21 protein-coding genes and 1 other annotated feature are annotated in these 22,011 nt (G+C 41.7%); of the genes, 1 reads left to right on the forward strand and 20 read right to left on the reverse strand.

Features of this window, described 5'->3' with window-relative positions; genetic code table 11:
* Positions 1–22 precede the first annotated feature (22 nt).
* From rpoC to AC1D69_RS23330, 20 genes are all read right to left on the reverse strand, one after another.
* On the reverse strand, positions 23–3,637 hold the full coding sequence (rpoC, locus tag AC1D69_RS23235; protein ID WP_495458499.1) for a DNA-directed RNA polymerase subunit beta': 3,615 nt from the start codon (positions 3,635–3,637) through the stop codon (positions 23–25).
* 85 nt (positions 3,638–3,722) lie between these two features.
* The gene (gene rpoB, locus AC1D69_RS23240) at positions 3,723–7,268 is read right to left on the reverse strand and encodes a DNA-directed RNA polymerase subunit beta (RefSeq protein ID WP_495458500.1); all 3,546 of its coding nucleotides are present in this window, start codon (positions 7,266–7,268) and stop codon (positions 3,723–3,725) included.
* Between the two features lie 346 nt (positions 7,269–7,614).
* Positions 7,615–8,220: a class I SAM-dependent methyltransferase gene (locus AC1D69_RS23245; RefSeq protein WP_495458501.1), complete on the reverse strand. Its 606-nt coding sequence runs from the start codon at positions 8,218–8,220 to the stop codon at positions 7,615–7,617.
* Positions 8,221–8,380: 160 nt separating this feature from the next.
* Positions 8,381–8,740, reverse strand: a complete 360-nt coding sequence (gene rplL, locus AC1D69_RS23250) for a 50S ribosomal protein L7/L12 (RefSeq protein ID WP_495458502.1) — start codon at positions 8,738–8,740, stop codon at positions 8,381–8,383.
* A 66-nt stretch (positions 8,741–8,806) separates the two neighbouring features.
* Positions 8,807–9,310 carry a 50S ribosomal protein L10 gene (rplJ, locus tag AC1D69_RS23255; RefSeq protein WP_495458503.1) on the reverse strand — a complete coding sequence of 168 codons (504 nt, stop codon included), beginning with the start codon at positions 9,308–9,310 and terminating at the stop codon, positions 8,807–8,809.
* A gap of 63 nt (positions 9,311–9,373) precedes the next feature.
* Positions 9,374–9,531 (reverse strand) — a sequence feature (ribosomal protein L10 leader region).
* A gap of 69 nt (positions 9,532–9,600) precedes the next feature.
* A complete protein-coding gene (gene rplA, locus AC1D69_RS23260; RefSeq protein WP_495458504.1) occupies positions 9,601–10,293 on the reverse strand; it encodes a 50S ribosomal protein L1 in 693 nt (230 codons plus the stop codon).
* An 88-nt stretch (positions 10,294–10,381) separates the two neighbouring features.
* The gene (gene rplK / locus AC1D69_RS23265) at positions 10,382–10,807 is read right to left on the reverse strand and encodes a 50S ribosomal protein L11 (protein ID WP_495458505.1); all 426 of its coding nucleotides are present in this window, start codon (positions 10,805–10,807) and stop codon (positions 10,382–10,384) included.
* Between the two features lie 67 nt (positions 10,808–10,874).
* Positions 10,875–11,411 carry a transcription termination/antitermination protein NusG gene (gene nusG / locus AC1D69_RS23270; protein ID WP_495458506.1) on the reverse strand — a complete coding sequence of 179 codons (537 nt, stop codon included), beginning with the start codon at positions 11,409–11,411 and terminating at the stop codon, positions 10,875–10,877.
* 22 nt (positions 11,412–11,433) lie between these two features.
* Entirely contained in the window at positions 11,434–11,625 is a 192-nt protein-coding gene (secE, locus tag AC1D69_RS23275; RefSeq protein WP_495458507.1) for a preprotein translocase subunit SecE, read from the reverse strand.
* A 28-nt stretch (positions 11,626–11,653) separates the two neighbouring features.
* The gene (rpmG, locus tag AC1D69_RS23280; RefSeq protein ID WP_082865682.1) at positions 11,654–11,803 is read right to left on the reverse strand and encodes a 50S ribosomal protein L33; all 150 of its coding nucleotides are present in this window, start codon (positions 11,801–11,803) and stop codon (positions 11,654–11,656) included.
* A gap of 399 nt (positions 11,804–12,202) precedes the next feature.
* Entirely contained in the window at positions 12,203–12,847 is a 645-nt protein-coding gene (gene sigH / locus AC1D69_RS23285) for an RNA polymerase sporulation sigma factor SigH (protein WP_495458524.1), read from the reverse strand.
* Between the two features lie 159 nt (positions 12,848–13,006).
* Complete coding sequence (locus AC1D69_RS23290) at positions 13,007–13,528, reverse strand: NYN domain-containing protein (protein WP_495458508.1); 522 nt, start codon at positions 13,526–13,528, stop codon at positions 13,007–13,009.
* A gap of 6 nt (positions 13,529–13,534) precedes the next feature.
* Positions 13,535–14,281 (reverse strand): 23S rRNA (guanosine(2251)-2'-O)-methyltransferase RlmB, encoded by a 747-nt coding sequence (rlmB, locus tag AC1D69_RS23295; protein WP_495458509.1) that lies wholly within the window; start codon positions 14,279–14,281, stop codon positions 13,535–13,537.
* Positions 14,282–14,306: 25 nt separating this feature from the next.
* Entirely contained in the window at positions 14,307–14,759 is a 453-nt protein-coding gene (locus AC1D69_RS23300; protein ID WP_495458510.1) for a Mini-ribonuclease 3, read from the reverse strand.
* Positions 14,756–16,162 carry a cysteine--tRNA ligase gene (gene cysS, locus AC1D69_RS23305; RefSeq protein WP_495458511.1) on the reverse strand — a complete coding sequence of 469 codons (1,407 nt, stop codon included), beginning with the start codon at positions 16,160–16,162 and terminating at the stop codon, positions 14,756–14,758. The genes AC1D69_RS23300 and cysS overlap by 4 nt, the downstream gene beginning before the upstream one ends.
* A gap of 39 nt (positions 16,163–16,201) precedes the next feature.
* A complete protein-coding gene (gene cysE, locus AC1D69_RS23310) occupies positions 16,202–16,900 on the reverse strand; it encodes a serine O-acetyltransferase (protein ID WP_495458525.1) in 699 nt (232 codons plus the stop codon).
* Between the two features lie 573 nt (positions 16,901–17,473).
* Positions 17,474–18,928, reverse strand: a complete 1,455-nt coding sequence (gltX, locus tag AC1D69_RS23315; protein WP_495458512.1) for a glutamate--tRNA ligase — start codon at positions 18,926–18,928, stop codon at positions 17,474–17,476.
* Between the two features lie 44 nt (positions 18,929–18,972).
* The gene (gene ispF, locus AC1D69_RS23320; RefSeq protein WP_495458526.1) at positions 18,973–19,461 is read right to left on the reverse strand and encodes a 2-C-methyl-D-erythritol 2,4-cyclodiphosphate synthase; all 489 of its coding nucleotides are present in this window, start codon (positions 19,459–19,461) and stop codon (positions 18,973–18,975) included.
* On the reverse strand, positions 19,461–20,156 hold the full coding sequence (ispD, locus tag AC1D69_RS23325; RefSeq protein ID WP_495458513.1) for a 2-C-methyl-D-erythritol 4-phosphate cytidylyltransferase: 696 nt from the start codon (positions 20,154–20,156) through the stop codon (positions 19,461–19,463). The genes ispF and ispD overlap by 1 nt, the downstream gene beginning before the upstream one ends.
* Before the next feature lie 60 nt (positions 20,157–20,216).
* On the reverse strand, positions 20,217–21,305 hold the full coding sequence (locus AC1D69_RS23330; protein ID WP_495458514.1) for a PIN/TRAM domain-containing protein: 1,089 nt from the start codon (positions 21,303–21,305) through the stop codon (positions 20,217–20,219).
* A 215-nt stretch (positions 21,306–21,520) separates the two neighbouring features.
* Here AC1D69_RS23330 and AC1D69_RS23335 point away from each other — a divergent pair, with 215 nt between their 5' ends.
* Positions 21,521–21,916, forward strand: a complete 396-nt coding sequence (locus AC1D69_RS23335) for a nucleoside triphosphate pyrophosphohydrolase family protein (protein ID WP_495458515.1) — start codon at positions 21,521–21,523, stop codon at positions 21,914–21,916.
* Positions 21,917–22,011 lie beyond the last annotated feature (95 nt).

Raw genomic sequence — 22,011 nt, forward strand, 5'->3', positions numbered from 1 at the left:
GATTCCACAGCGTCCTTCTTAATTATTCTACAGTTACAGGTTCAAGCTCTTTAGGTTCCTTATTCAACAATTCTGGATCAGCGTAAGTTACACTACGATAACGATTCAAGCCTGTTCCCGCTGGTATTAACTTACCAATGATTACATTTTCTTTCAATCCGAGTAGTTTATCGACTTTGCCCTTAATAGCTGCATCTGTCAATACACGAGTCGTTTCTTGGAAAGAAGCTGCAGACAAGAATGAATCAGTCTCCAGAGATGCTTTTGTGATACCAAGAAGAACAGGTTTAGCAACTGCAGGTTCTTTTCCTGCCAATATTGCAACTTTATTTGCAGCTTCATATTCATGAATATCCGAGAATGCGCCTGGAAGAAGAGTGGTCTCTCCAGCATCGACAATTCGAATCTTACGAAGCATTTGTTTAACCATAACTTCAATGTGCTTATCGTTAATTTCTACACCTTGGTTACGGTATACACGTTGTACTTCTTGCAGAATGTAGTTCTGTACGCCGCGAATACCCTTGATACGTAGAATTTCTTTCGGATCGATTGAACCGTCTGTAAGTTCGTCACCAGCCTCAATTTCTTGGCCTTCACTGACACGAAGACGAGATCCATAAGTGACTAAATAAGTTTTAGTCTCTGCTTCACCCTGTACTTCGATCTCACGACGATCTTTCGTTTCACGAATTTCTTTAACGACACCATCAATTTCACTGATTGTAGCTTGCCCTTTCGGAATACGAGCTTCGAATAGCTCTTGAATACGCGGCAAACCTTGTGTAATATCGTCTCCTGCAACACCCCCGGTATGGAAGGTACGCATTGTAAGCTGTGTTCCTGGTTCACCGATGGATTGTGCTGCGATAATACCAACCGCTTCACCAATCTCAACGTGTTTACCCGTCGCCAAATTTCGACCGTAACAAGTTTTACATACACCATGACGAGCACGGCAACTAAGTACAGAACGAATTTGTAGTTTTTCAACTCCAGCTTTGATAATAGCACTCGCTTTATCAGAGTCGATCAATTCATTACGGTTAACGATAATTTCACCAGTCTCTGGATGACGAACCGTTTCAAAGCAATAACGACCTTCAATACGGTCATACAGATCCTCGATAACTTCTTTACCGTCTTGAATCTTAGCCACTGTAAAGCCTTTATCAGTACCACAATTCTCTTCCCGAACAATAACATCTTGTGCTACGTCAACGAGACGACGCGTTAGATATCCTGAATCGGCAGTACGTAACGCTGTATCGGCAAGACCCTTACGCGCTCCGTGAGTCGATAGGAAGTACTCGAGTACGGTTAGACCTTCACGGAAGTTAGATTTAATCGGCATTTCTATGATACGTCCTGATGGATTGGCCATCAGACCGCGCATGCCGCCCAACTGTGTGATCTGCGATTTATTACCACGCGCTTTAGAATCAACCATGAGCATAATATTGTTATATCGATCCATGGATTTCATAAGCACTTCTGTAAGTTCATCTTTAGTCTTGGACCAAATGTCAATAACTCGGTCATAACGTTCTTCATTGGTAATCAAACCACGACGATATTGGTTCGTAACTACACTAACCTTAGCATCAGATGCGTGTAGAATCTCACCCTTCTCCACAGGTACGATTACGTCTGATACAGCTACTGTGATACCCGCACGTGTAGAGTACGTAAATCCGAGTTGTTTAATTTTATCCAAAATGATTGATGTTTCAGTTGTATGGTATGTCTCGAAACAACGAGCAATAATTTGTCCAAGATATTCCTTACCTACCGCACCACTAACTGGAAGACTTTCAATGATCTCAGTAACATTCGCACCCTTTTCATAAATGAAGTACCGCTCAGGTGTCCCTTGGAATAGGTTCTCACGAGTTGCTTCGTTAATATAAGGAAAACTACTTGGGAAGATTTCATTGAAAATAATTTTACCAATCGTTGTAATCAGCATCGCGCCTTGTTGCTTCTCTGTAAAGTTAGTTTTACCCAAAGCCTTAGCAGGGATAGCCACACGAGCATGAAGACCCGCTGTTCCACGTTGATAAGCAGATATAGCATCATTTACAGTACGAAGAATCATTCCTGATCCTTTTTCTTCTTTGTTATCCATCGTCAGATAGAAAGTTCCAAGAACCATATCCTGTGATGGTGTAACAACCGGTTTACCGTCTTTCGGATTCAGAATGTTGCCTGATGCCAACATAAGAATACGTGCTTCAGCTTGAGCTTCAGCAGACAACGGAACGTGCACAGCCATTTGGTCACCATCAAAGTCGGCATTGTAAGCCGTACATACGAGTGGATGAAGTCGAATAGCATGACCTTCTACTAAGATCGGTTCAAACGCTTGGATACCGAGACGGTGAAGCGTAGGAGCACGGTTCAATAGTACAGGATGCTCTTTAATGACTTCTTCAAGTACATCCCAAACCTCAGGGCTCACGCGTTCAACCTTACGTTTAGCACTCTTGATGTTATGAGCAAGACCTTTGTTAACCAATTCCTTCATAACGAAAGGCTTGAACAATTCAAGCGCCATTTTCTTAGGAAGACCACATTGGTACATCTTAAGGTAAGGTCCAACAACGATAACAGAACGACCTGAATAATCGACACGTTTACCAAGTAGATTCTGACGGAAACGGCCTTGTTTACCTTTTAGCATGTGGCTAAGTGATTTCAAAGGGCGATTACCAGGACCTGTAACAGGACGTCCACGACGACCATTATCAATCAAAGCATCTACTGCTTCTTGAAGCATACGTTTCTCGTTCTGAACGATAATGTCAGGTGCTCCAAGATCAAGTAGGCGTTTCAAACGATTGTTACGGTTAATAACACGACGATACAGATCATTCAAGTCAGACGTTGCGAAACGCCCACCATCCAATTGTACCATCGGACGAAGTTCAGGAGGGATAACAGGAAGTACATCCATGATCATCCATTCTGGTTTATTTCCAGAGTTGCGGAATGCTTCAATTACTTCAAGACGCTTAATCGCACGATTACGACGTTGTCCTTGTGCAGTGCGAAGCTCTTCTTTTAGGAATTCAAGTTCTTTCTCAACATCAATATCCTGCAAAAGTTTTTTAACGGCTTCTGCGCCCATGCCAGCATGGAATCCGTAGCCATATTTTTCACGATAACTACGATATTCCTTTTCGGATAGGAGTTGTTTTTTCTCCAGTGGAGTTTCACCTGGATCCGTTACAACATAAGATGCGAAGTAAATGATCTCTTCAAGTGATCTTGGTGACATGTCCAGAGCCAGACCCATCCGGCTAGGGATACCTTTGAAATACCAGATATGAGATACAGGAGCAGCAAGTTCAATATGTCCCATACGTTCACGACGAACTTTCGCCCGAGTGACTTCAACGCCGCAGCGATCGCACACTACGCCTTTATAACGGACACGCTTATACTTACCACAGTGACATTCCCAGTCTTTCGTTGGTCCAAAGATCTTCTCACAGAACAGGCCTTCTTTTTCCGGTTTTAACGTACGATAGTTAATCGTCTCCGGTTTTTTAACTTCTCCGCGGGACCATGATCTAATCTTTTCGGGAGAAGCGAGCCCGATTTTCATGTATTCAAAATTGTTAACGTCCAACAAGGAGCAACCCTCCTTAATCTAGTACTATATTATTTGAAGACGTGATACGGGCAGCAAGGTAAGCCTTACTGCCGATCACAATCTCTTATTCCACTCCGACTTCCGCGCCTTCCAAGTTGAGGCTCAGCTTATCTCCTGCCGCCTCGTCTTCGTCATCGAGTTCTTTCATCTCGATTTCTTGTTCGTCACCGCTAAGGATCTTAACATCCATACCTAGAGATTGAAGTTCTTTAATTAGAACCTTGAATGATTCAGGAACTCCTGGTTCCGGCACATTCTCTCCTTTAACGATGGATTCATATGTCTTCACCCGACCTACAACATCATCGGATTTGACTGTCAAGATTTCTTGCAATGTATAAGCAGCACCATAAGCTTCAAGCGCCCAGACTTCCATTTCTCCGAAACGCTGTCCACCAAATTGAGCTTTACCACCCAATGGTTGTTGTGTAACGAGAGAGTAAGGACCTGTAGAACGAGCATGGATTTTATCATCAACCATGTGGGCAAGTTTGATCATATGCATGACACCAACGGTAACTTCACGTTCGAACATATCACCTGTACGGCCATCATACAATTTAGTCTTACCGTTACGATTCATACCTGACTCTTCCATCGTATCAAATACGTCATTCTCGTTAGCACCATCAAATACTGGTGTTGCTACGTGAATACCAAGGAGCATTGCTGCCATCCCTAAGTGTACTTCAAGTAATTGACCGACGTTCATACGTGATGGCACCCCTAGTGGGTTAAGACATACTTGTACTGGAGTTCCATCTGGAAGGAATGGCATATCTTCTTCCGGTAAAATGCGGGCTACAACACCTTTGTTACCATGACGCCCTGCCATTTTGTCACCTTCAGAAATCTTACGTTTTTGCGCAATATATACACGAACCATTTGATTAACGCCTGGAGGTAGTTCATCACCGTTCTCACGGGTAAATACCTTCACATCGACGATAATACCATCACTACCATGTGGAACACGTAGAGAGGTATCGCGAACTTCACGAGCCTTCTCACCAAAGATAGCATGGAGTAAGCGTTCCTCTGCAGTAAGTTCAGTTACACCCTTAGGTGTTACTTTACCCACTAAGATGTCGCCAGCACTAATCTCCGCACCGATGCGGATAATGCCTCGTTCATCTAGATTGCGAAGAGCTTCTTCCCCAACATTCGGAATATCGCGAGTGATCTCTTCAGGTCCAAGTTTCGTATCACGCGCTTCAGATTCATATTCTTCAATATGGATCGAAGTGTATACGTCTTCCTTAACCATTTTTTCGCTTAGAAGGATCGCATCTTCATAGTTGTAACCTTCCCAAGTCATGAAAGCTACGACAACGTTACGTCCTAATGCAATTTCGCCCATTTCAGTTGAAGGTCCATCCGCTAAGATGTCTCCTACTTTAACACTGTCTCCTCTTTTAACGATCGGACGTTGGTTAATGCAAGTTCCCTGATTTGAACGCATAAACTTGTGTAATTTATGTTTAACAAGGTCACCCTTAACTTCTTTTCCATCTACAAGTTCAACACGACGAACCCAGATCTCATTTGCAGAAGATCTTTCAACAATACCGTCATGTTTGGACACAATACATACGCCAGAGTCTTTCGCAGCTTTGTGTTCCATTCCTGTACCAACCAATGGAGCTTTTGGAATTAGAAGCGGCACCGCTTGGCGCTGCATGTTAGATCCCATTAGTGCACGGTTAGAGTCATCATTTTCAAGGAACGGGATAAGCGCAGTTGCGACCGACACAACTTGTTTAGGAGATACATCCATATAGTCTACACGATCGCTAGGCATGGATAGAATGTTATCAGCTTGTTTATTATAACGAACGACAACAATATCGTCCTCAAACTTGCTGTCTTCTGTCAATTTAGCGTTCGCTTGCGCGACGATATAGTTATCTTCTTCATCCGCAGTTAGATAATCGATATGTTCGGTAACAATACCGGTCTTAGGATCTACCCAACGATACGGTGCTTCAATAAATCCATATTCGTTAACACGTGCAAACGTCGACAATGAGTTAATCAACCCAATGTTCGGACCTTCTGGTGTTTCGATCGGACACATACGGCCATAGTGACTCGGATGGACGTCACGCACTTCAAACCCTGCACGTTCACGAGTCAAACCTCCGGGTCCTAGTGCAGATAGACGACGTTTGTGCGTCAATTCACCAAGCGGATTGGTCTGATCCATAAATTGTGACAACTGTGAACTACCAAAGAATTCTTTAATCGATGCAATAACCGGGCGAATGTTAATTAGCGCTTGTGGCGTAATAACATTTGCATCCTGAATTGACATTCTTTCACGAACGACGCGTTCCATTCTAGAAAGACCAATACGGAATTGGTTTTGCAACAATTCACCCACTGAACGCAGACGGCGGTTACCTAGATGGTCAATATCATCTGTATTACCAACACCATGCAGCAAATCTATGAAATAACTGATGGATGAGATAATATCAGCTGGCGTAATGTTTTTCACTGATTTATCAATATTCGCATTAGCAATCACTTTGATAACTTTACCCTCTTCAATAGGAGAGAATACTTCGATGCTCTGTAACGGAACTTCTCCCGCATCCAGTGCTCCATTAGCTACATGGTAAGTCTTAAGACCAACACCATTCTCCAAATGAGGTAGCAATTCATCTAATAAACGACGGTCTACCATTTGACCAGATTCAGCCAGGATTTCTCCTGTTTCTGGGTCAACTAGGTTTTGAGCCAAACGTTGATTAAACAAGCGATTCTTAATGTGTAGTTTTTTGTTAATTTTATAACGACCTACATTAGCTAAGTCATAACGTTTCGGGTCAAAGAACCGTGCTATCAACAGACTCTTCGCATTATCCAAAGTAGGTGGTTCACCTGGACGAAGACGTTCATAGATTTCAATCAGCGCTTTTTCCGTCGAATCCGTATTGTCCTTATCTAACGTGTTACGGATATATTCATCATTACCAAGCAAATCAAGAATTTCAGCATCGCTACCGAAACCTAATGCGCGAAGTAATACAGTCACTGGTATTTTACGAGTACGGTCGATACGAACATACATAATGTCCTTCGCGTCCGTTTCCAGTTCAAGCCACGCTCCACGGTTAGGGATTACAGTTGCTGTGTAATTCCGTTTACCATTTTTGTCGATTTTGGTGCTGAAATAGACGCTAGGAGAGCGAACCAACTGGCTGACAATTACCCGTTCTGCACCATTGATAATAAATGTACCAGTCTCCGTCATTAGTGGGAAGTCTCCCATGAACACTTCCTGTTCTTTGACTTCTCCCGTTTCCCTGTTAATGAGTCTCACTTTAACCCGAAGTGGAGCCGCATACGTGACGTCACGCTCTTTTGCATCGTCAATGTTGTATTTTGGTTCACCTAGGCTGTAGTCTATAAACTCCAGCACTAAATTACCTGTGAAATCTTGGATCGGCGAAATATCATGAAACATCTCCCGCAATCCTTCCTCCAAAAACCAATCATAAGATTTTTGTTGGATTTCAATCAGGTTCGGAATTTCGAGTACTTCGTTAATTCGTGCATAACTTCGCCGAGTGCGTCGACCATACTGAACAAGATGTCCTGCCAACTTTAACTCACCCCTCATGTCTACTCACTTTAAAAATACATTGCGAACCTCTGTTTGGACAATTATAATGGAACCATACAGAGTGTTCTTCCACATATAAAGAATACCCCTTACCCGAATTCTTTCGAACAAAGAGCATCTTACAGTGGTTTCTTACATCACATGGACTTCATTTTCAATAGATTTGCAATCATTTGCACAACAAATGGGTAATGTATGACTATGTTAATCACCACTAACAAAATGCTTGACATTTGCGCAAACTAAAGACAAGAAGCCTATCCTAATACTGACATTCCATAATAATATCACATCGGAAATATCAAGTCAATAGTCCTATTGCGGATTATTTCAAAGGTTTTAAAGTCTTAAATATGCGATAGCCCTTATCCTTTGTGACTTCTTGTACTTCTCCAAACAATTTCTCTAACTTTTCTTTTGCGGACGGAGCACCTTGTTTCTTCTGTATAACGACCCATAGTGCTCCTCCTTCACGCAAATGATCATAAGCCTTTTCAAAAATGGCATGCACCGTTTCTTTCCCCGCTCGAATCGGAGGATTGGTTAGAATAACATCAAAGCTTCGACCTTCGACCGCCGCAAATAAATCACTCTCCATAATCGAAACATTCGTAATCCCGTTTAGTTGAGCATTTTCTTTAGCAAGTTCAATGGCGCGACTATTGATATCCACCATGGTTACATGACCATTCTTCACCATACGTGCTGCGCTCAACCCAATCGGGCCATAGCCACAACCTACATCAAGTATCTCTGATCCAGGCGACAATTCCATTGCATCAATTAATACTTTACTACCAAAATCAACGCCTTTTTTTGAAAACACTCCAGCGTCACTTATAAAACGATAAGTCGAGCCCTTGAGTTGTTCCTCAATTGTTCTACGGTCATGTTGTACATCCGGTTGGTTCGAATAATAATGCTGCGGCATCCTAATCCTCCGAATCTGTCTATCCATTCTATTTTTGCCATTGTCTATAATATAGACATCAATCTATTAATTAAAACAAACCCCTTGAATTTAGTTCAAGGGGTTTGTTTTTTTAAAATATAAGAAAGCAAAAGCTTCCTGTAAATAAGTTGAGAAGAAATTACTTAACTTCTACGTTAGCGCCTGCTTCTTCCAACTTAGCTTTTACAGTTTCAGCTTCTTCTTTAGATACTTTTTCTTTCAAAGCTTTTGGAGCGTTGTCTACCAAGTCTTTTGCTTCTTTCAAGCCAAGACCAGTGATTTCGCGAACTGCTTTGATTACGTTGATCTTGGAAGCGCCAGCGCTTGTCAAGATTACGTCAAACTCGGATTGCTCTTCTGCTACTGCAGCTGCAGCACCAGCAGCAGCTACTGGAGCTGCAGCAGTTACGCCGAATTCTTCTTCGATTGCTTTTACAAGATCGTTCAATTCCAATACAGACATACCTTTGATAGCTTCTAAAATTTGTTCGTTACTCATTTGGGTGAACCTCCATTTTATATTAAAATATTTTGTTTGTTACGGAAATCTCGAAGAACAATGTGCTTACGCGCTTTGTTCGTCTTTGTCTGCAACTGCTTTAACAGCAAGTGCGAAGTTACGCACAGGCGCTTGAAGTACACTGAGAAGCATGGAAAGAAGTCCATCGCGAGAAGGAAGTTCAGCCAGCGCTTTAATTTGATCTACGCTAACAACCTTACCTTCAACTACGGCACCCTTCAATTTCAATGCATCATTCTTCTTAGCGAAATCGTTAAGAATTTTGGCTGGAGCTACAACATCTTCTCCACCGAATGCTACAACTGTTGGACCGGTAAGAATTTCATCCAATTCAGTAAGATCTGTAGCAGCAGTCGCACGACGTAACAAGGAGTTTTTCAATACTGAAAATTCAATCCCTGCTTCACGAAGTTGCTTACGCAATTCAGTGATTTGAGCAACATTCAATCCACGATAGTCAGCAACAACTGTTGTTGCGTTTCCACGCAACTTCGCTGTAACAACATCAACCGCTTCTTGTTTAGCTTGAATTACTTTTGCATTTGCCAATCTCTACACCTCCTGATAGTTTGCTATACAGCAGCGTTATTCAACACTACTGAATTATTCTACTTTGGCAAGTAAAAAGCCTCCGTAGAATCTACGAAGGCCTGATATATCATCATGTGCAAGGACTTTCGTCCAACCATTACTGACGTTCTATCACAACACCTCGGTAGGAAATTAAGCCTATTGGCACCTACTGTCTACGGTAAGCATATTCAACTTTAAGATCAATCTCAAGTCTTTCACAACAACTTTTACAGAATAACAAATATATTTGAACAAGTCAATATATATTATTTGTAAGAAGCTGAATTTACACGTGCACTTGGACCCATTGTTGAGGAAATAGCAATCCCCTTCAAATATACACCTTTAGCAGATGCTGGTTTTGCACGGTTTAACGCATCAAGCAAAGACTTAAGGTTCTCATTCAGTTGTTCTTCACTGAATGATACTTTGCCGATAGGCGCGTGAATTTGACCTGCTTTATCGAGACGGTATTCGATTTTACCAGCTTTAATTTCTTGAACAGCTTTAGTAACATCGAAAGTAACTGTGCCCGCTTTAGGGTTAGGCATTAGACCTTTACCACCAAGTAGACGACCCAGTTTACCAACCTCACTCATCATATCAGGTGTCGCTACGCAGACATCGAAATCGAACCAGCCTTGTTGAATTTTGTTGATCATATCTACATCACCAACAAAATCTGCACCAGCCGCTTCCGCTTCTTTCGCTTTGTCACCTTTCGCAAATACCAATACGCGTTGTGTTTTACCTGTGCCGTGAGGCAAGACAACTACACCACGAACGGCTTGGTCTTGTTTACGAGGGTCTACACCCAAACGAACAGCTGCTTCGACAGTTTCGTCAAATTTAGCAGTCGCTGCCTTTTTCACCAATTGAACGGCTTCAGCAGGCTCATATACTGTTTCGCTATTAATTAGCTTCGCAGCTTCTTGGTACTTCTTACCATGTTTTGCCATGAAATGTTCCTCCTTTGTGGTTTTAGCGGAAATTCCTCCCACATATGCCGGTCTTATTCAGACCTGCGTGTCGCAGAAAAACCTAAAATTAGTCTTCGATCGTGATACCCATACTGCGGGCAGTACCTTCAACCATACGCATTGCAGCCTCAACGGATGCAGCATTAAGGTCAGGCATTTTTGTTTCAGCGATTTCACGAACTGTTGCACGTTTAACTGTTGCAACTTTCTTCTTGTTAGGTTCGCCTGAACCCTTCTCAATCTTAGCAGCTACGCGAAGTAGAACTGCAGCAGGTGGAGTTTTGGTGATGAATGTAAAGGAACGATCTTCAAACACCGAAATTTCTACTGGAATAATTAGTCCAGCTTGATCAGCTGTACGAGCATTGAACTCTTTACAGAATGCCATAATGTTGACACCTGCTTGACCCAATGCAGGACCTACCGGTGGTGCCGGATTCGCTTTACCTGCAGGAATCTGCAGTTTCACCATTTTGATTACCTTTTTAGCCATGTAAAACACCTCCTTGAATCAATAGTGGTTAAGCGGACATCGCTGCCCTCCCACAAGAAACCTAAGATTATTCAATCTTCTCCACTTGAGTGAAATCCAACTCAACTGGGGTTTCCCGTCCAAACATGTTAACGTGTACCTTGACCTTACTTTTGTCTACCAAGATTTCTTCCACGGAGCCTACGAAGTTCGCAAAAGGACCGACTTTAATCTTAACGGATTCCTTAAGTTCGAATTCGATCTGGGGTTTCGGTTCATTCATTCCCATATGTTTAAGGATCTGTTCCATTTCTTCTGGAAGCAGAGCTGTAGGTTTAGAACCTGAGCCTGTTGAACCTACAAAACCTGTAACTCCTGGTGTATTGCGAACAACATACCAAGAATCATCAGTCTGGATCATTTCGACAATGACATAACCGGGGTAAACTTTACGCATAACGGTCTTTTTCTTACCGTCCTTGTTTACGATTTCTTCTTCCATTGGAACAAGAACACGGAATATCTTATCTTCCATACCCATGGACTCAACGCGTTTTTCTAAATTGGCCTTGACCTTATTCTCATACCCTGAATAGGTATGAACGACATACCATCTTTTCTCCATATCAAGCCACCTGGGACCCTTCTTAAATAATCGCTTCGATCACAGCGGAAATACCGATGTCTAGTACCCAAAAATAAATTGTGACAAATGCAACCGTTCCGATAACAATCAGAGTATAGTTCGTCAGTTCTTTACGATTAGGCCAGCGAACCTTTTTAAGTTCCGCCCAGCTTTCTGAGAAAAAGGAAAAAAGAGACTTGAAGCTGCGTTTCACGACCGACTACACCTCCAATAAGACTTTCTTATCTGGTTTCGCGATGAGGAGTTTGCTCGTTACAGTACTTGCAAAATTTCTTCATCTCCATGCGGTCGGGGTGATTCCGCTTGTTCTTCGTGGTTGCGTAGTTTCTTTGTTTGCAATTTGTACAAGCCAAAGTGATAATTACCCGCATGATGTACACCTCCCGTAGACGTCTTCTTCTGAAGACTCTATATTGATCCCAATTAGAAACAGTTAAACCCTCCATTGCTGAAAGGAAAAAGCCGTCTCTGCGAGATGAATAAGAAAGAATACGTGATGACTTCTGCTTTCTCATTCATTAAAACCACGCGAATTTAGGCCTACCTAAAACACTTTATCACATGGGTCATACCATGTCAACGAAAGAATGCAGGTAATAGAAGTATACACAATTCCTTATTATAGGCCGTCTCAAACCCTATTTTCTCTATGATAAGCTGCTGCAATCATTTACTAGTATGGTTCATTCTTGCAGTGACTAAACATTTGGCATTCTTGTGAGAAAAAAAAAGACTCATCAGGGAGTCTTTCCTTTATATAAAGCGTCTGTTCAGTTATCTCTTACTTCTAAGTATCTCTCCAACTTACGTTTCACACGTTGAAGGGCATTGTCTATAGATTTTACATGCCTTTTGAGGTCAACCGAAATTTCCTGATAGGATCGACCATCTAAATATAGCATAAGAACTTTACGTTCTAAATCACTTAGAATTTCCGACATCTTGTCTTCAAGACCAACAAACTCTTCTTTGTTAATAATTAATTGTTCCGGATCACAAATCTGAGACCCACAAATGACATCGAGCAACGTCCGATCAGAATCTTCATCGTATATGGGCTTGTCCAACGATATATATGAATTCAATGGAATATGTTTCTGTCTCGTAGCTGTCTTAATCGCTGTAATAATCTGTCTTGTAATACATAACTCAGCGAAAGCTTTAAACGAAGACTGTTTATCCCCTCTGAAATCCCGTATCGATTTATATAACCCGATCATTCCTTCTTGGACTATGTCCTCACGATCAGCACCGATCAGAAAATAAGACCTGGCTTTAGCGCGCACAAAATTCCTATACTTGTTGATCAAGAATTCTAGAGCTTCACTTTCCCCTAAACGGAAAGCTTCGACAATGTCCTCATCACTGAGGCACACATATTCTGACAACGTTAAATCCTTCAGGTCGACACTCACCAGAATCCCCCCGGCTGCAACGCAAGGTACATCGTTACTCTGTGAAATATAGGAATAGTATATATTATGTAACCTATGGACGTCAACCATAATTTCACCAATAATTGTCATTTATGCAATACTGCCCAGAACTCAAATCATGTATCCCAAATTACGACGTTATTCGCGACGCCAACGTTCGAATAATTTACGCTGATCTGGACTCAATTTAGCATCTAATGTATTCCGTGTTGATTTTCTATTATCTCGTTCGATCTGTTTCTGTATTTCACGTTCGCTATTCTCTACTTCAATAAGTAATTCTCGTGCGGATAAGCGGAGTGCTCCCTTAGCAAAAATAACATGTTGCTCAATTAAGTCACTCGTTGCCACATAAATCTGGCGCCGTTTGCGACTCATTTCGCCAACCAGGCGCTCAATAGTTTCATCTGCTGTTTCTTTTTCTTTAGTGAAATACACTTCGACTTTACTCTGAGAGAAAGACTTCCCCAATCCTGGGACACGATAAGCATCAAAAACTGCAATGACATGTTTGCCTGAAAATGCCTGATAATCTGCTAGCCTTTCGAGCAGACGATCCCTTGCTTCCTGCATATTGATTGGCGCTAATTGTGCAAGTTCAGGCCATCCACCGATCATATTGTATGCATCAACAAGAAGCACATCTCGCAAATCTACCATGCAAGGCTACCCTTTAATACGACGTTTGCGTAGCACTTCGTACATCACCACGCCAGCCGCAACGGAGGCATTAAGAGAATTAATCTTACCTTCCATCGGTAACGTTACTAGTACGTCACATTTCTCTTTAATCAGACGTCCCATTCCCTTTCCTTCATTTCCTATAACTACAGCCAAGGGACCTTCAAATACATCGGTATCATAGATTTCCTGTACACCTTCTACATCCGTACCAACTACCCACACACCCATTTCTTTCAATTTATCAATGGTTTGTCCTAAATTTGTCACTTGTGCGACAGGTACATATTCAACTGCTCCCGCAGAAGTTTTGGATACCGTTGCCGTAACTTGGGCTGATCTTCTTTTAGGAATAACGACACCATGGACCCCTGTACAATCCGCTGTACGCAGGATCGAGCCTAAATTATGTGGATCTTCAATTTCATCTAATAATAGTAAAAATGGCTTTTCACCCTTTTGTTCTGCAATGGCAATGATATCATCGACTTCTGCATATTCGTAGGGTGCAACTTGTGCAACCACACCTTGATGTTGTACGTCTGGAACCAATTGATCTAACTTGCGTTTGTCTACTTGTTGAATAACAACCCCACGTTTTTTGGCTTCTGCCATAATTGGTAATGTTAAGTGTTTTTGTGCATTTTCTGATATCCATATTTTATTGATGCTTCTCCCTGAGCGAAGAGCTTCAGTTACTGAGTGCTTACCTGCGATCATTTCTTCTTCCATGACTATTTCTCCTTCTGAATTGCAGTTAAATTTGTTTATCTATAAATTGAATGCTTAATTCAATAATTTCATCCATTCTTTCGGTCTGTTGCGTATAGTACAAATACCCAATTAGTGCTTCAAATGCTGTAGCATGACGGTACTCTAGTACATCCGCATTTTTGGGTATACTACCCGATTTTGCATTTCGTCCCTGTCTTACCACATCACGTTCATCTTCTGTTAATACGGAATCCAGATGTGTAACAATTCTACTTTGCGCTTTGGCGGAAACCATTTGTGTTGCTGAACGATGAAGATGATGGGGTCGAAGATTAGGTTTAGAGATCAGATATTGACGAACAGCAACTTCATATAGAGCATCTCCAATATAGGCTAATACGATCGGTGGAATCAAATTGGGCTTCTTGGAAGGTGGAAAAGGAAACCACAGTTCCTTTTCTCCTCCAATTAGCTTTTCATCATGCCCGCCTGTCATTTGCGCCGCCAGCGCATGCCTTGCGCAGTATCCTCTAATACAATTCCACGAGATGCCAGAAGATCACGAATTTCATCTGAACGACTCCAATTTTTGTCCTTGCGAGCATTAACTCTTTCGACAATTAACATTTCAATTTCCTCATCGATTAGTTCGCCCTCATGGTCGACATAAAGTCTTAATACTTGATTCATCTCATTAAAAGCTTCAAGCAAGGCATGTAAATCGTTAGCCTTCACAACGGGTTCCTGCAATAAACTGTTCGTTTCATTAACCCATTCGAACATAGCCGTAATGGCATCCGGTGTATTGAAGTCATCCTGCATTTTGGCATGATAAGATGCTAGTATCTCAGTTAATTTGGCTTGTAACCCTTCATTGATGGAAACTGTCTCATCATTTACCATTGCAGTCAATCGATGTTTAATATTGTCCACGGCATTTCGAATGCGTTCTGTACTTTTCTCTGCCTGGTCAATCGTCTCATCGTTAAAGTTAAGTGGATTACGATATTGGCTGGAGAGCATAAAGTAGCGAATAGACTCCCACTTGTACTGTTTACGTAGATCCTTTACCAATATACCATTACCCAATGATTTGGACATTTTTTCATTATTAATATTAATGTATCCATTATGCATCCAATAATTTGCGAATTTTTTACCCGTCAACGCCTCGGTCTGAGCGACTTCACATTCATGATGAGGGAATTGTAAATCCTGGCCTCCGCCATGAATATCAATGCTATCTCCCAAATATCTACGAGCCATTGCTGAACATTCAATATGCCATCCTGGTCTTCCGTTACCCCAAGGGCTATCCCAAGATATCTCTCCCGGCTTGGCTGCTTTCCAAAGCACGAAATCTTCTGGATGCTCTTTACGCTCATCCACTCCAATTCGAATACCGAATTGTAACTCCTCTAGATTCTGATGAGACAGCTTTCCGTATTCTTCAAATTTATGAGTACGGTAAAATACGTCCCCACCATTCTCATAGGCAAATCCCTTCTCCTCAAGTTCCTTTATAAACTCAAGAATAGAATCCATATTCTCTGTTACACGTGGGTTTAGCGTTGCACGGGTTAGTCCAAGCCCTTCTAAATCTTCGTAATAAGCACCGATAAAGGTATCGGCTACTTCTGGTACTGTGGTACCCATTTGCTCTGCTTTACGAATTAGCTTGTCATCTACATCTGTAAAGTTAACGACATAGTTCACATCATTACCCAATTGTTCTAGGTAGGTTCGAACCACATCAAAAACAATCATCGGACGGGCATTCCCAATATGAATATAGTCGTAAACGGTTGGTCCACATACGTACATTTTCACCTTTCCGGGTACCTGTGGAACAAACAATTCCTTATTTCGGGTTAGCGTATTATATATTCTAAGAGCCATGTATTCAAATCCTCTCGTTTGTTCTTAACTCACTATTCATTATTCGCCTTTGGCAGATAACTCTTGTTCACGCTGATATTTTTCACGTTTCACAAGATCAAGTTCCATACGAAGTTCTTCAATTTCATTCTGAATTAACCGCATGGCATCGACGACTGGATCTGGTAATTGATGACTTAGGCGGTCAATACGTCTTCCATCTCTTTTAACAATCCTACCGGGAATACCCACAACGGTGCTATTAGGTGGAACCTCTTTCAGAACGACGGAATTCGCACCAATATTACACTGATCACCTACTGTAAAAGAACCCAATACTTTTGCCCCTGATGCAATAACAACATTATTCCCAATAGTAGGATGACGTTTACCTTTTTCTTTCCCCGTTCCTCCAAGAGTCACCCCTTGGTAAATCACCACGTCGTCTCCGATTTCACAAGTTTCCCCAATGACGACGCCCATCCCGTGGTCGATGAATAATCTTTTTCCTATTTTAGCACCCGGGTGGATTTCGATCCCTGTCATAAAGCGACTACACTGTGAGATGATACGCGCTAGTGTAAACCAACGACGTTTGTAGAACGTATGGGCGATTCGTTGTGCCCATATAGCATGGAGTCCCGAATAGGTGAAGATGACTTCAAATAATCGTCTAGCTGCAGGATCGTTCTCAAATACCGCTTGGATATCTGATTTCATGTTCTTAAACATATTATTCTCCTCTTCGACGCTTTTCAGCTCTCCTAGTGCTCTTCATAACACCGAAATTCTTGTCATGACCCCATTGAATCAGCTCATTACTAACCTACTGTAGGACTCCACATTCTAAAAGATTTATAATGTTATAGGATATCTGCCTTAGAACTCAAAAAACGCCCCTGCAGCATACGCTGCAGAGACGTTCAACCGTGGTTCCACTCTGCTTGAGATATTTAATCATGTTAACATTTAACATGGCTTATATCTCCTCTTACGTTCTATAACGGAAGACGATCCGGCACAACCTAACGATAAAGAAAATCATGCTGACTCATTCGCTCGGTCGCGCAGCTCACAGGTGCATTTTCGATTACCGACATATGGATAACTCACAGCCAAGGGGTTAATAATAAACTCCCCGGTTATCCTCTCTGAAAAATGCCAAAGTAACGTACTTTTCCTGATCTTAGCTATTAACATTATTGATAGGTCTCACGATATTCTATAAGACCAGGACATATAAAGTGATTTGGGTGTTATTATATCGAAAAGATAAGGAACTGACAAGGAGTCTGAACGACAATTATCTTTTCACAACGTATGCTAAGTCTCTTAGATTTGTGCTTTCAGTCTATTCTTAACTCGATCCAATCCAAGAAGGTAAATCGTCTGATTCAAATCTCGGCCATGTGTCTGCCCTGTTAAAGCTACACGAATCGGCATAAATAACTGTTTGCCCTTGAATCCTGTTTCCTTCTGTACTTCTTTAATAAGAACAGCCATATTAGCTGCAGTAAATTCATCTGTATTCTCCACTTTGGCAAGGAATGCAGATAAAACAGTTGGCACCTGTTCTTCAGCTAGAATAGCCTTGGCTTCTTCATCCAATTCTATATCAGAACGGAAGAACATCTCAGACAATTCAACAATGTCAGAAGCCGAATTCAATTGTTCTTGATAAAGAGCAACCAGTGAATTCGCCCATGCTTCTTGTTCTACATTCAACTCCTGAGGTAGACAACCTGACCGTTGTAGATGTGGAATCGCAAGCTTAGCAATCCGCTCTGGATCTGCATGCTTAATATAATGATTGTTCAGATAAGCCAGTTTTTGAGTATCGAATACTGCTGGACTCTTAGACAACCGCTCAGCGTTGAAAATGCTGATAAGTTCATCCTTCACGAACATCTCTTCCTCACCCTCAGGTGACCATCCAAGCAGGGATATGAAGTTAAATAAAGCTTCAGGCAAATAACCCAATTGATCATATTGCTCAATAAACTGGATAATAGACTCATCTCGCTTGCTAAGCTTTTTATGATTTTCATTCACAATCAATGTCATATGTCCGAACTGTGGAGCTTCCCAGCCCAGCGCTTCATAGATCATCAATTGACGAGGCGTGTTGGAGACATGATCTTCACCACGTAATACATGAGAAATTTCCATCAAGTGATCATCGATCGCTACAGCGAAGTTATACGTTGGAATACCGTCTTTCTTCACAATAACGAAATCACCTGTGTCATGTGTATTGAAGGAAATCGAGCCTTTAACGATATCATCGAAGGTAAAAGTCTTATCCTCTGGTACACGGAAACGTATGCTTGCAACACGACCTTCAGCTTCAAAAGCACTGCATTGGTCTGGTGTTAAATCACGATGCTTACCTGTATAACGAGGGGTTTCTCCACGAGCGATCTGTGACTCCCGCTCCTCTTCCAATTCCTCTTCTGTACAGTAACAACGATATGCCAGGCCTTTATCTAGAAGTTCCTGCCAGTACGTCCGATAAATATCGAGTCGTTCGGTCTGACGATAGGGTCCATATGCGCCCCCTACATCTATTCCTTCATCCCAATCCATGCCCAGCCATTTCAAATATTTCAATTGGCTTTCTTCTCCACCTTCAACATTACGCTTCAGGTCTGTATCCTCAATTCGAATAATAAACTGTCCCCCATGATGACGGGCAAATAAATAGTTGAAAAGAGCTGTTCTTGCGTTACCAATATGTAAATGTCCTGTTGGACTCGGTGCGTAACGCACGCGTACTCCACTGGTCATATCTAATCCCTCCGCTTCATATATATCTAACCGTTACTTATATTTCAAGATGATAGCATATCTTGGGTTAAGCATACAACAGACTGCGCGGCAATACCCTCGCCCCGGCCTGTGAATCCTAACTGCTCCGTCGTTGTTGCCTTTACGTTGACTTGAGACAGATCTGCTTCAAGCACCTTTGCAATGACTTCCATCATTTGAGGAATGTACGGTGCCATTTTGGGTTTCTGAGCAATAATCGTGGAATCAATATTACCAAGTTTATAGCCCTTCTCTTTGGCAAGCTTCCAGACCTGTTCAAGTAACTTGAGACTATCAGCATCTTTATAATCAGGATCTGTATCTGGAAAGTGCTTTCCAATGTCACCGAGTCCTAATGCACCTAAGATGGCATCTGTTATAGCATGAAGAAGCACGTCTGCATCCGAGTGTCCAACTAATCCTAATTCGTAAGGAATAGTAACTCCACCAATAATACACGGCCTTCCTTCTACTAGTTGATGAACATCAAATCCTTGTCCTATTCTTATCATCATTTTCCCTCTCCCTTACGTTTCTCTACAAAAGCGGCATATTCTAAATCATCAGGCGTAGTAATCTTGATGTTCGAATAGCTTCCCTTAACGACAGTCACGGGTATACCTATCCGTTCCACAAGCATGGAGTCATCTGTGCCTAGAAAGCCACTTTTCTGTGCCTCTTGATGAGACCAGAGCAGATCTGAAACACGAAAAGTCTGTGGGGTTTGAATAGCCCACAGACTTTGACGATCTGGTGTTTCTACAATAATACCAGATTCATCAACAATTTTTATTGTATCCTTCACAGGTACTGCTAATACTGTAGCTCCAGTGCGGAGTGCCACCTCATAGCATTCCTGAATATCAACAGGGTCTACAAAAGGTCGTACACCATCATGCACCATAACCCATTCCGTTTGTAGCTCTAACAAGCCCTTATATACAGAATGTTGTCTCTCACTTCCCCCAGCGATCACCTTGCACACCTTGTCCAAATGATATTGCTGCACCCATTCCTGCGCACGTTCAACATCCTCCTGCCCGGTGACAAGAACAATCTCCTTAACGAGAGGCATTCGGCTAAATACTTCTAATGTATGAATAATGATGGGCTTATCTTGTAGTAACAAGTACTGTTTACTTTCAAGGGTACCCATACGAGAACCTTTACCTGCTGATACAATAACGATTCCCAAACTGTTGTCCATAGTTTATACCCCTGTCTTCATCCCAAGTATAAGGAAATAGTTATCTCCATCATACCGTTTTTACTGAGCTTTTTCCAACAGTTTCGGTTTCGCGAAGATCATTCGACCCGCAGACGTCTGAAGAACACTGGTGACCAATACCTCCATAAGAGAACCGATATATTCACGTCCGCCTTCCACAACAATCATCGTACCATCATCAAGATAGGCTACACCTTGTCCATGCTCTTTACCATCTTTGATCACTTGTACCATGATTTCCTCACCTGGAAGAACGACTGGTTTAACTGCATTTGCTAAATCATTAATATTCAGAACCGATACGCCCTGTAGTTCACACACTTTATTTAAATTAAAGTCGTTCGTAACCACTTTTCCCTGCAATACTTTAGCTAGCTTAACAAGTTTACTGTCCACTTCGGAGATATCTTCAAAATCACCTTCATAGATCAGTACTTTAATGTCTAATTCTTTCTGGATTTTATTAAGAATATCTAGCCCTCTTCGTCCACGATTACGTTTGAGTAAATCAGAGGAATCCGCGATATGTTGGAGCTCTTCAAGTACGAATTCAGGAATAACAATGGTCCCTTCAATAAAACCAGTCTTGCATATATCTGCAATCCGTCCATCAATAATAACACTTGTATCAAGAATCTTGTGTTCTTCCAGTTTTCTCTCGTCTGATAATTCTGCACGACTCCATCTTCCCGATGTCCATAATGTTGCTAATTCATCCTTCTTCTCCATACCGATTCTAAGGCCCATATAAGCACATGTTAGAGTAATCCCTACTTCTATCAGCTGTCCCGCTTTCCCAAGCCAGGCGAGGCTAGGATACAGTAACAGAGCCAATAGAAGCCCCCCTATTAGTCCAGCCGTTCCCGCAGTTAGTTCACTCATAGGCATTTTTGAAAAATTCGACACAAAAACCTGTACTTTTGTAATCACGGGTTTTGTAATCATTGAGCCTATAAGCATAAAGACAATAGCTCCTAAAGCTGCAAAGATTAGACCTCCTCTAACGCTATCATTCTCACCAAATAGGGTTACCCATTCAGGAAATGAACTTACTAACGTTTGATGTAGCGAATATCCGAACCACGCTCCACATAGTCCAATGAATGCTAAAATAGCCTTTTTTATCATAAATCCCACATCTCCTTCAAAATATATAGCTTTTATAGATATCTTTATCCAGTATGATCCAATTCAAGTGGACATAACCCTATATTCTCCAATTTTTTAAAATAAGTGCTTTGACGCTCCACTGTTTTGGGCTTATGTTTCTTTTGAGGTTGAAAATAGACATTCCACTGACATATAATGAAAGCAATTCATAAATATAGAGGTGATTGGAAAAAATGAGTACAGTCAGTTTACAAGAATTCCAGAATCAAATATCCGACCTACTGCTCCGTCACCGCAGCCTACTTGATGTAATGTCTAAGAATGGACAGAGTAGCGCCTCATTGAACAGGGCTGTCGCCAAAGCTATTACTGATTGTGGCTGTATCGAACTCCACGCTACCAAGCAAACCTTTGAACCCGAATTAGACCTAGCCTCCACGAAAGAAGTCGTTGGAAGTCATGTACATGGGCAACTGTGTGAGAACTGTAAAGAGATTATTAGTACTGAATTAGGCCGTAATATGTTCTACCTGTCTGCTCTTTGCAATCTGCTTGAGATTAATATGGACGACGTAGTTCGAGATGAGTCGAAGAAATGTTCCACGCTCGGACTATTTAATATGTCTTAACAATATTTTGTATAATCAAACAAAAAAAGCATTTATCTCAGGGCCATGAAGGCATGAAATAAATGCTTTTTATTTGTGTATCCTAGGTTGAATCA

It is taken from the genome of Paenibacillus sp. Y301 (assembly GCF_059445505.1).

Bases quoted from the DNA above. Each gene is read 5' to 3' on its own strand.
- AC1D69_RS23245 (WP_495458501.1), bottom strand. From the start codon at position 8,220: ATGCCGCAGCATTATTATTCGAACCAACCGGATGTACAACATGACCGT.
- rplL (WP_495458502.1), bottom strand. From the start codon at position 8,740: ATGAGTAACGAACAAATTTTAGAAGCTATCAAAGGTATGTCTGTATTG.
- rplA (WP_495458504.1), bottom strand. From the start codon at position 10,293: ATGGCAAAACATGGTAAGAAGTACCAAGAAGCTGCGAAGCTAATTAAT.
- rplK (WP_495458505.1), bottom strand. From the start codon at position 10,807: ATGGCTAAAAAGGTAATCAAAATGGTGAAACTGCAGATTCCTGCAGGT.
- nusG (WP_495458506.1), bottom strand. From the start codon at position 11,411: ATGGAGAAAAGATGGTATGTCGTTCATACCTATTCAGGGTATGAGAAT.
- rpmG (WP_082865682.1), bottom strand. From the start codon at position 11,803: ATGCGGGTAATTATCACTTTGGCTTGTACAAATTGCAAACAAAGAAAC.
- AC1D69_RS23290 (WP_495458508.1), bottom strand. From the start codon at position 13,528: ATGGTAGATTTGCGAGATGTGCTTCTTGTTGATGCATACAATATGATC.
- rlmB (WP_495458509.1), bottom strand. From the start codon at position 14,281: ATGGAAGAAGAAATGATCGCAGGTAAGCACTCAGTAACTGAAGCTCTT.
- AC1D69_RS23300 (WP_495458510.1), bottom strand. From the start codon at position 14,759: ATGACAGGCGGGCATGATGAAAAGCTAATTGGAGGAGAAAAGGAACTG.
- cysS (WP_495458511.1), bottom strand. From the start codon at position 16,162: ATGGCTCTTAGAATATATAATACGCTAACCCGAAATAAGGAATTGTTT.
- gltX (WP_495458512.1), bottom strand. From the start codon at position 18,928: ATGACCAGTGGAGTACGCGTGCGTTACGCACCGAGTCCAACAGGACAT.
- ispF (WP_495458526.1), bottom strand. From the start codon at position 19,461: ATGATAAGAATAGGACAAGGATTTGATGTTCATCAACTAGTAGAAGGA.
- ispD (WP_495458513.1), bottom strand. From the start codon at position 20,156: ATGGACAACAGTTTGGGAATCGTTATTGTATCAGCAGGTAAAGGTTCT.
- AC1D69_RS23330 (WP_495458514.1), bottom strand. From the start codon at position 21,305: ATGATAAAAAAGGCTATTTTAGCATTCATTGGACTATGTGGAGCGTGG.
- AC1D69_RS23335 (WP_495458515.1), top strand. From the start codon at position 21,521: ATGAGTACAGTCAGTTTACAAGAATTCCAGAATCAAATATCCGACCTA.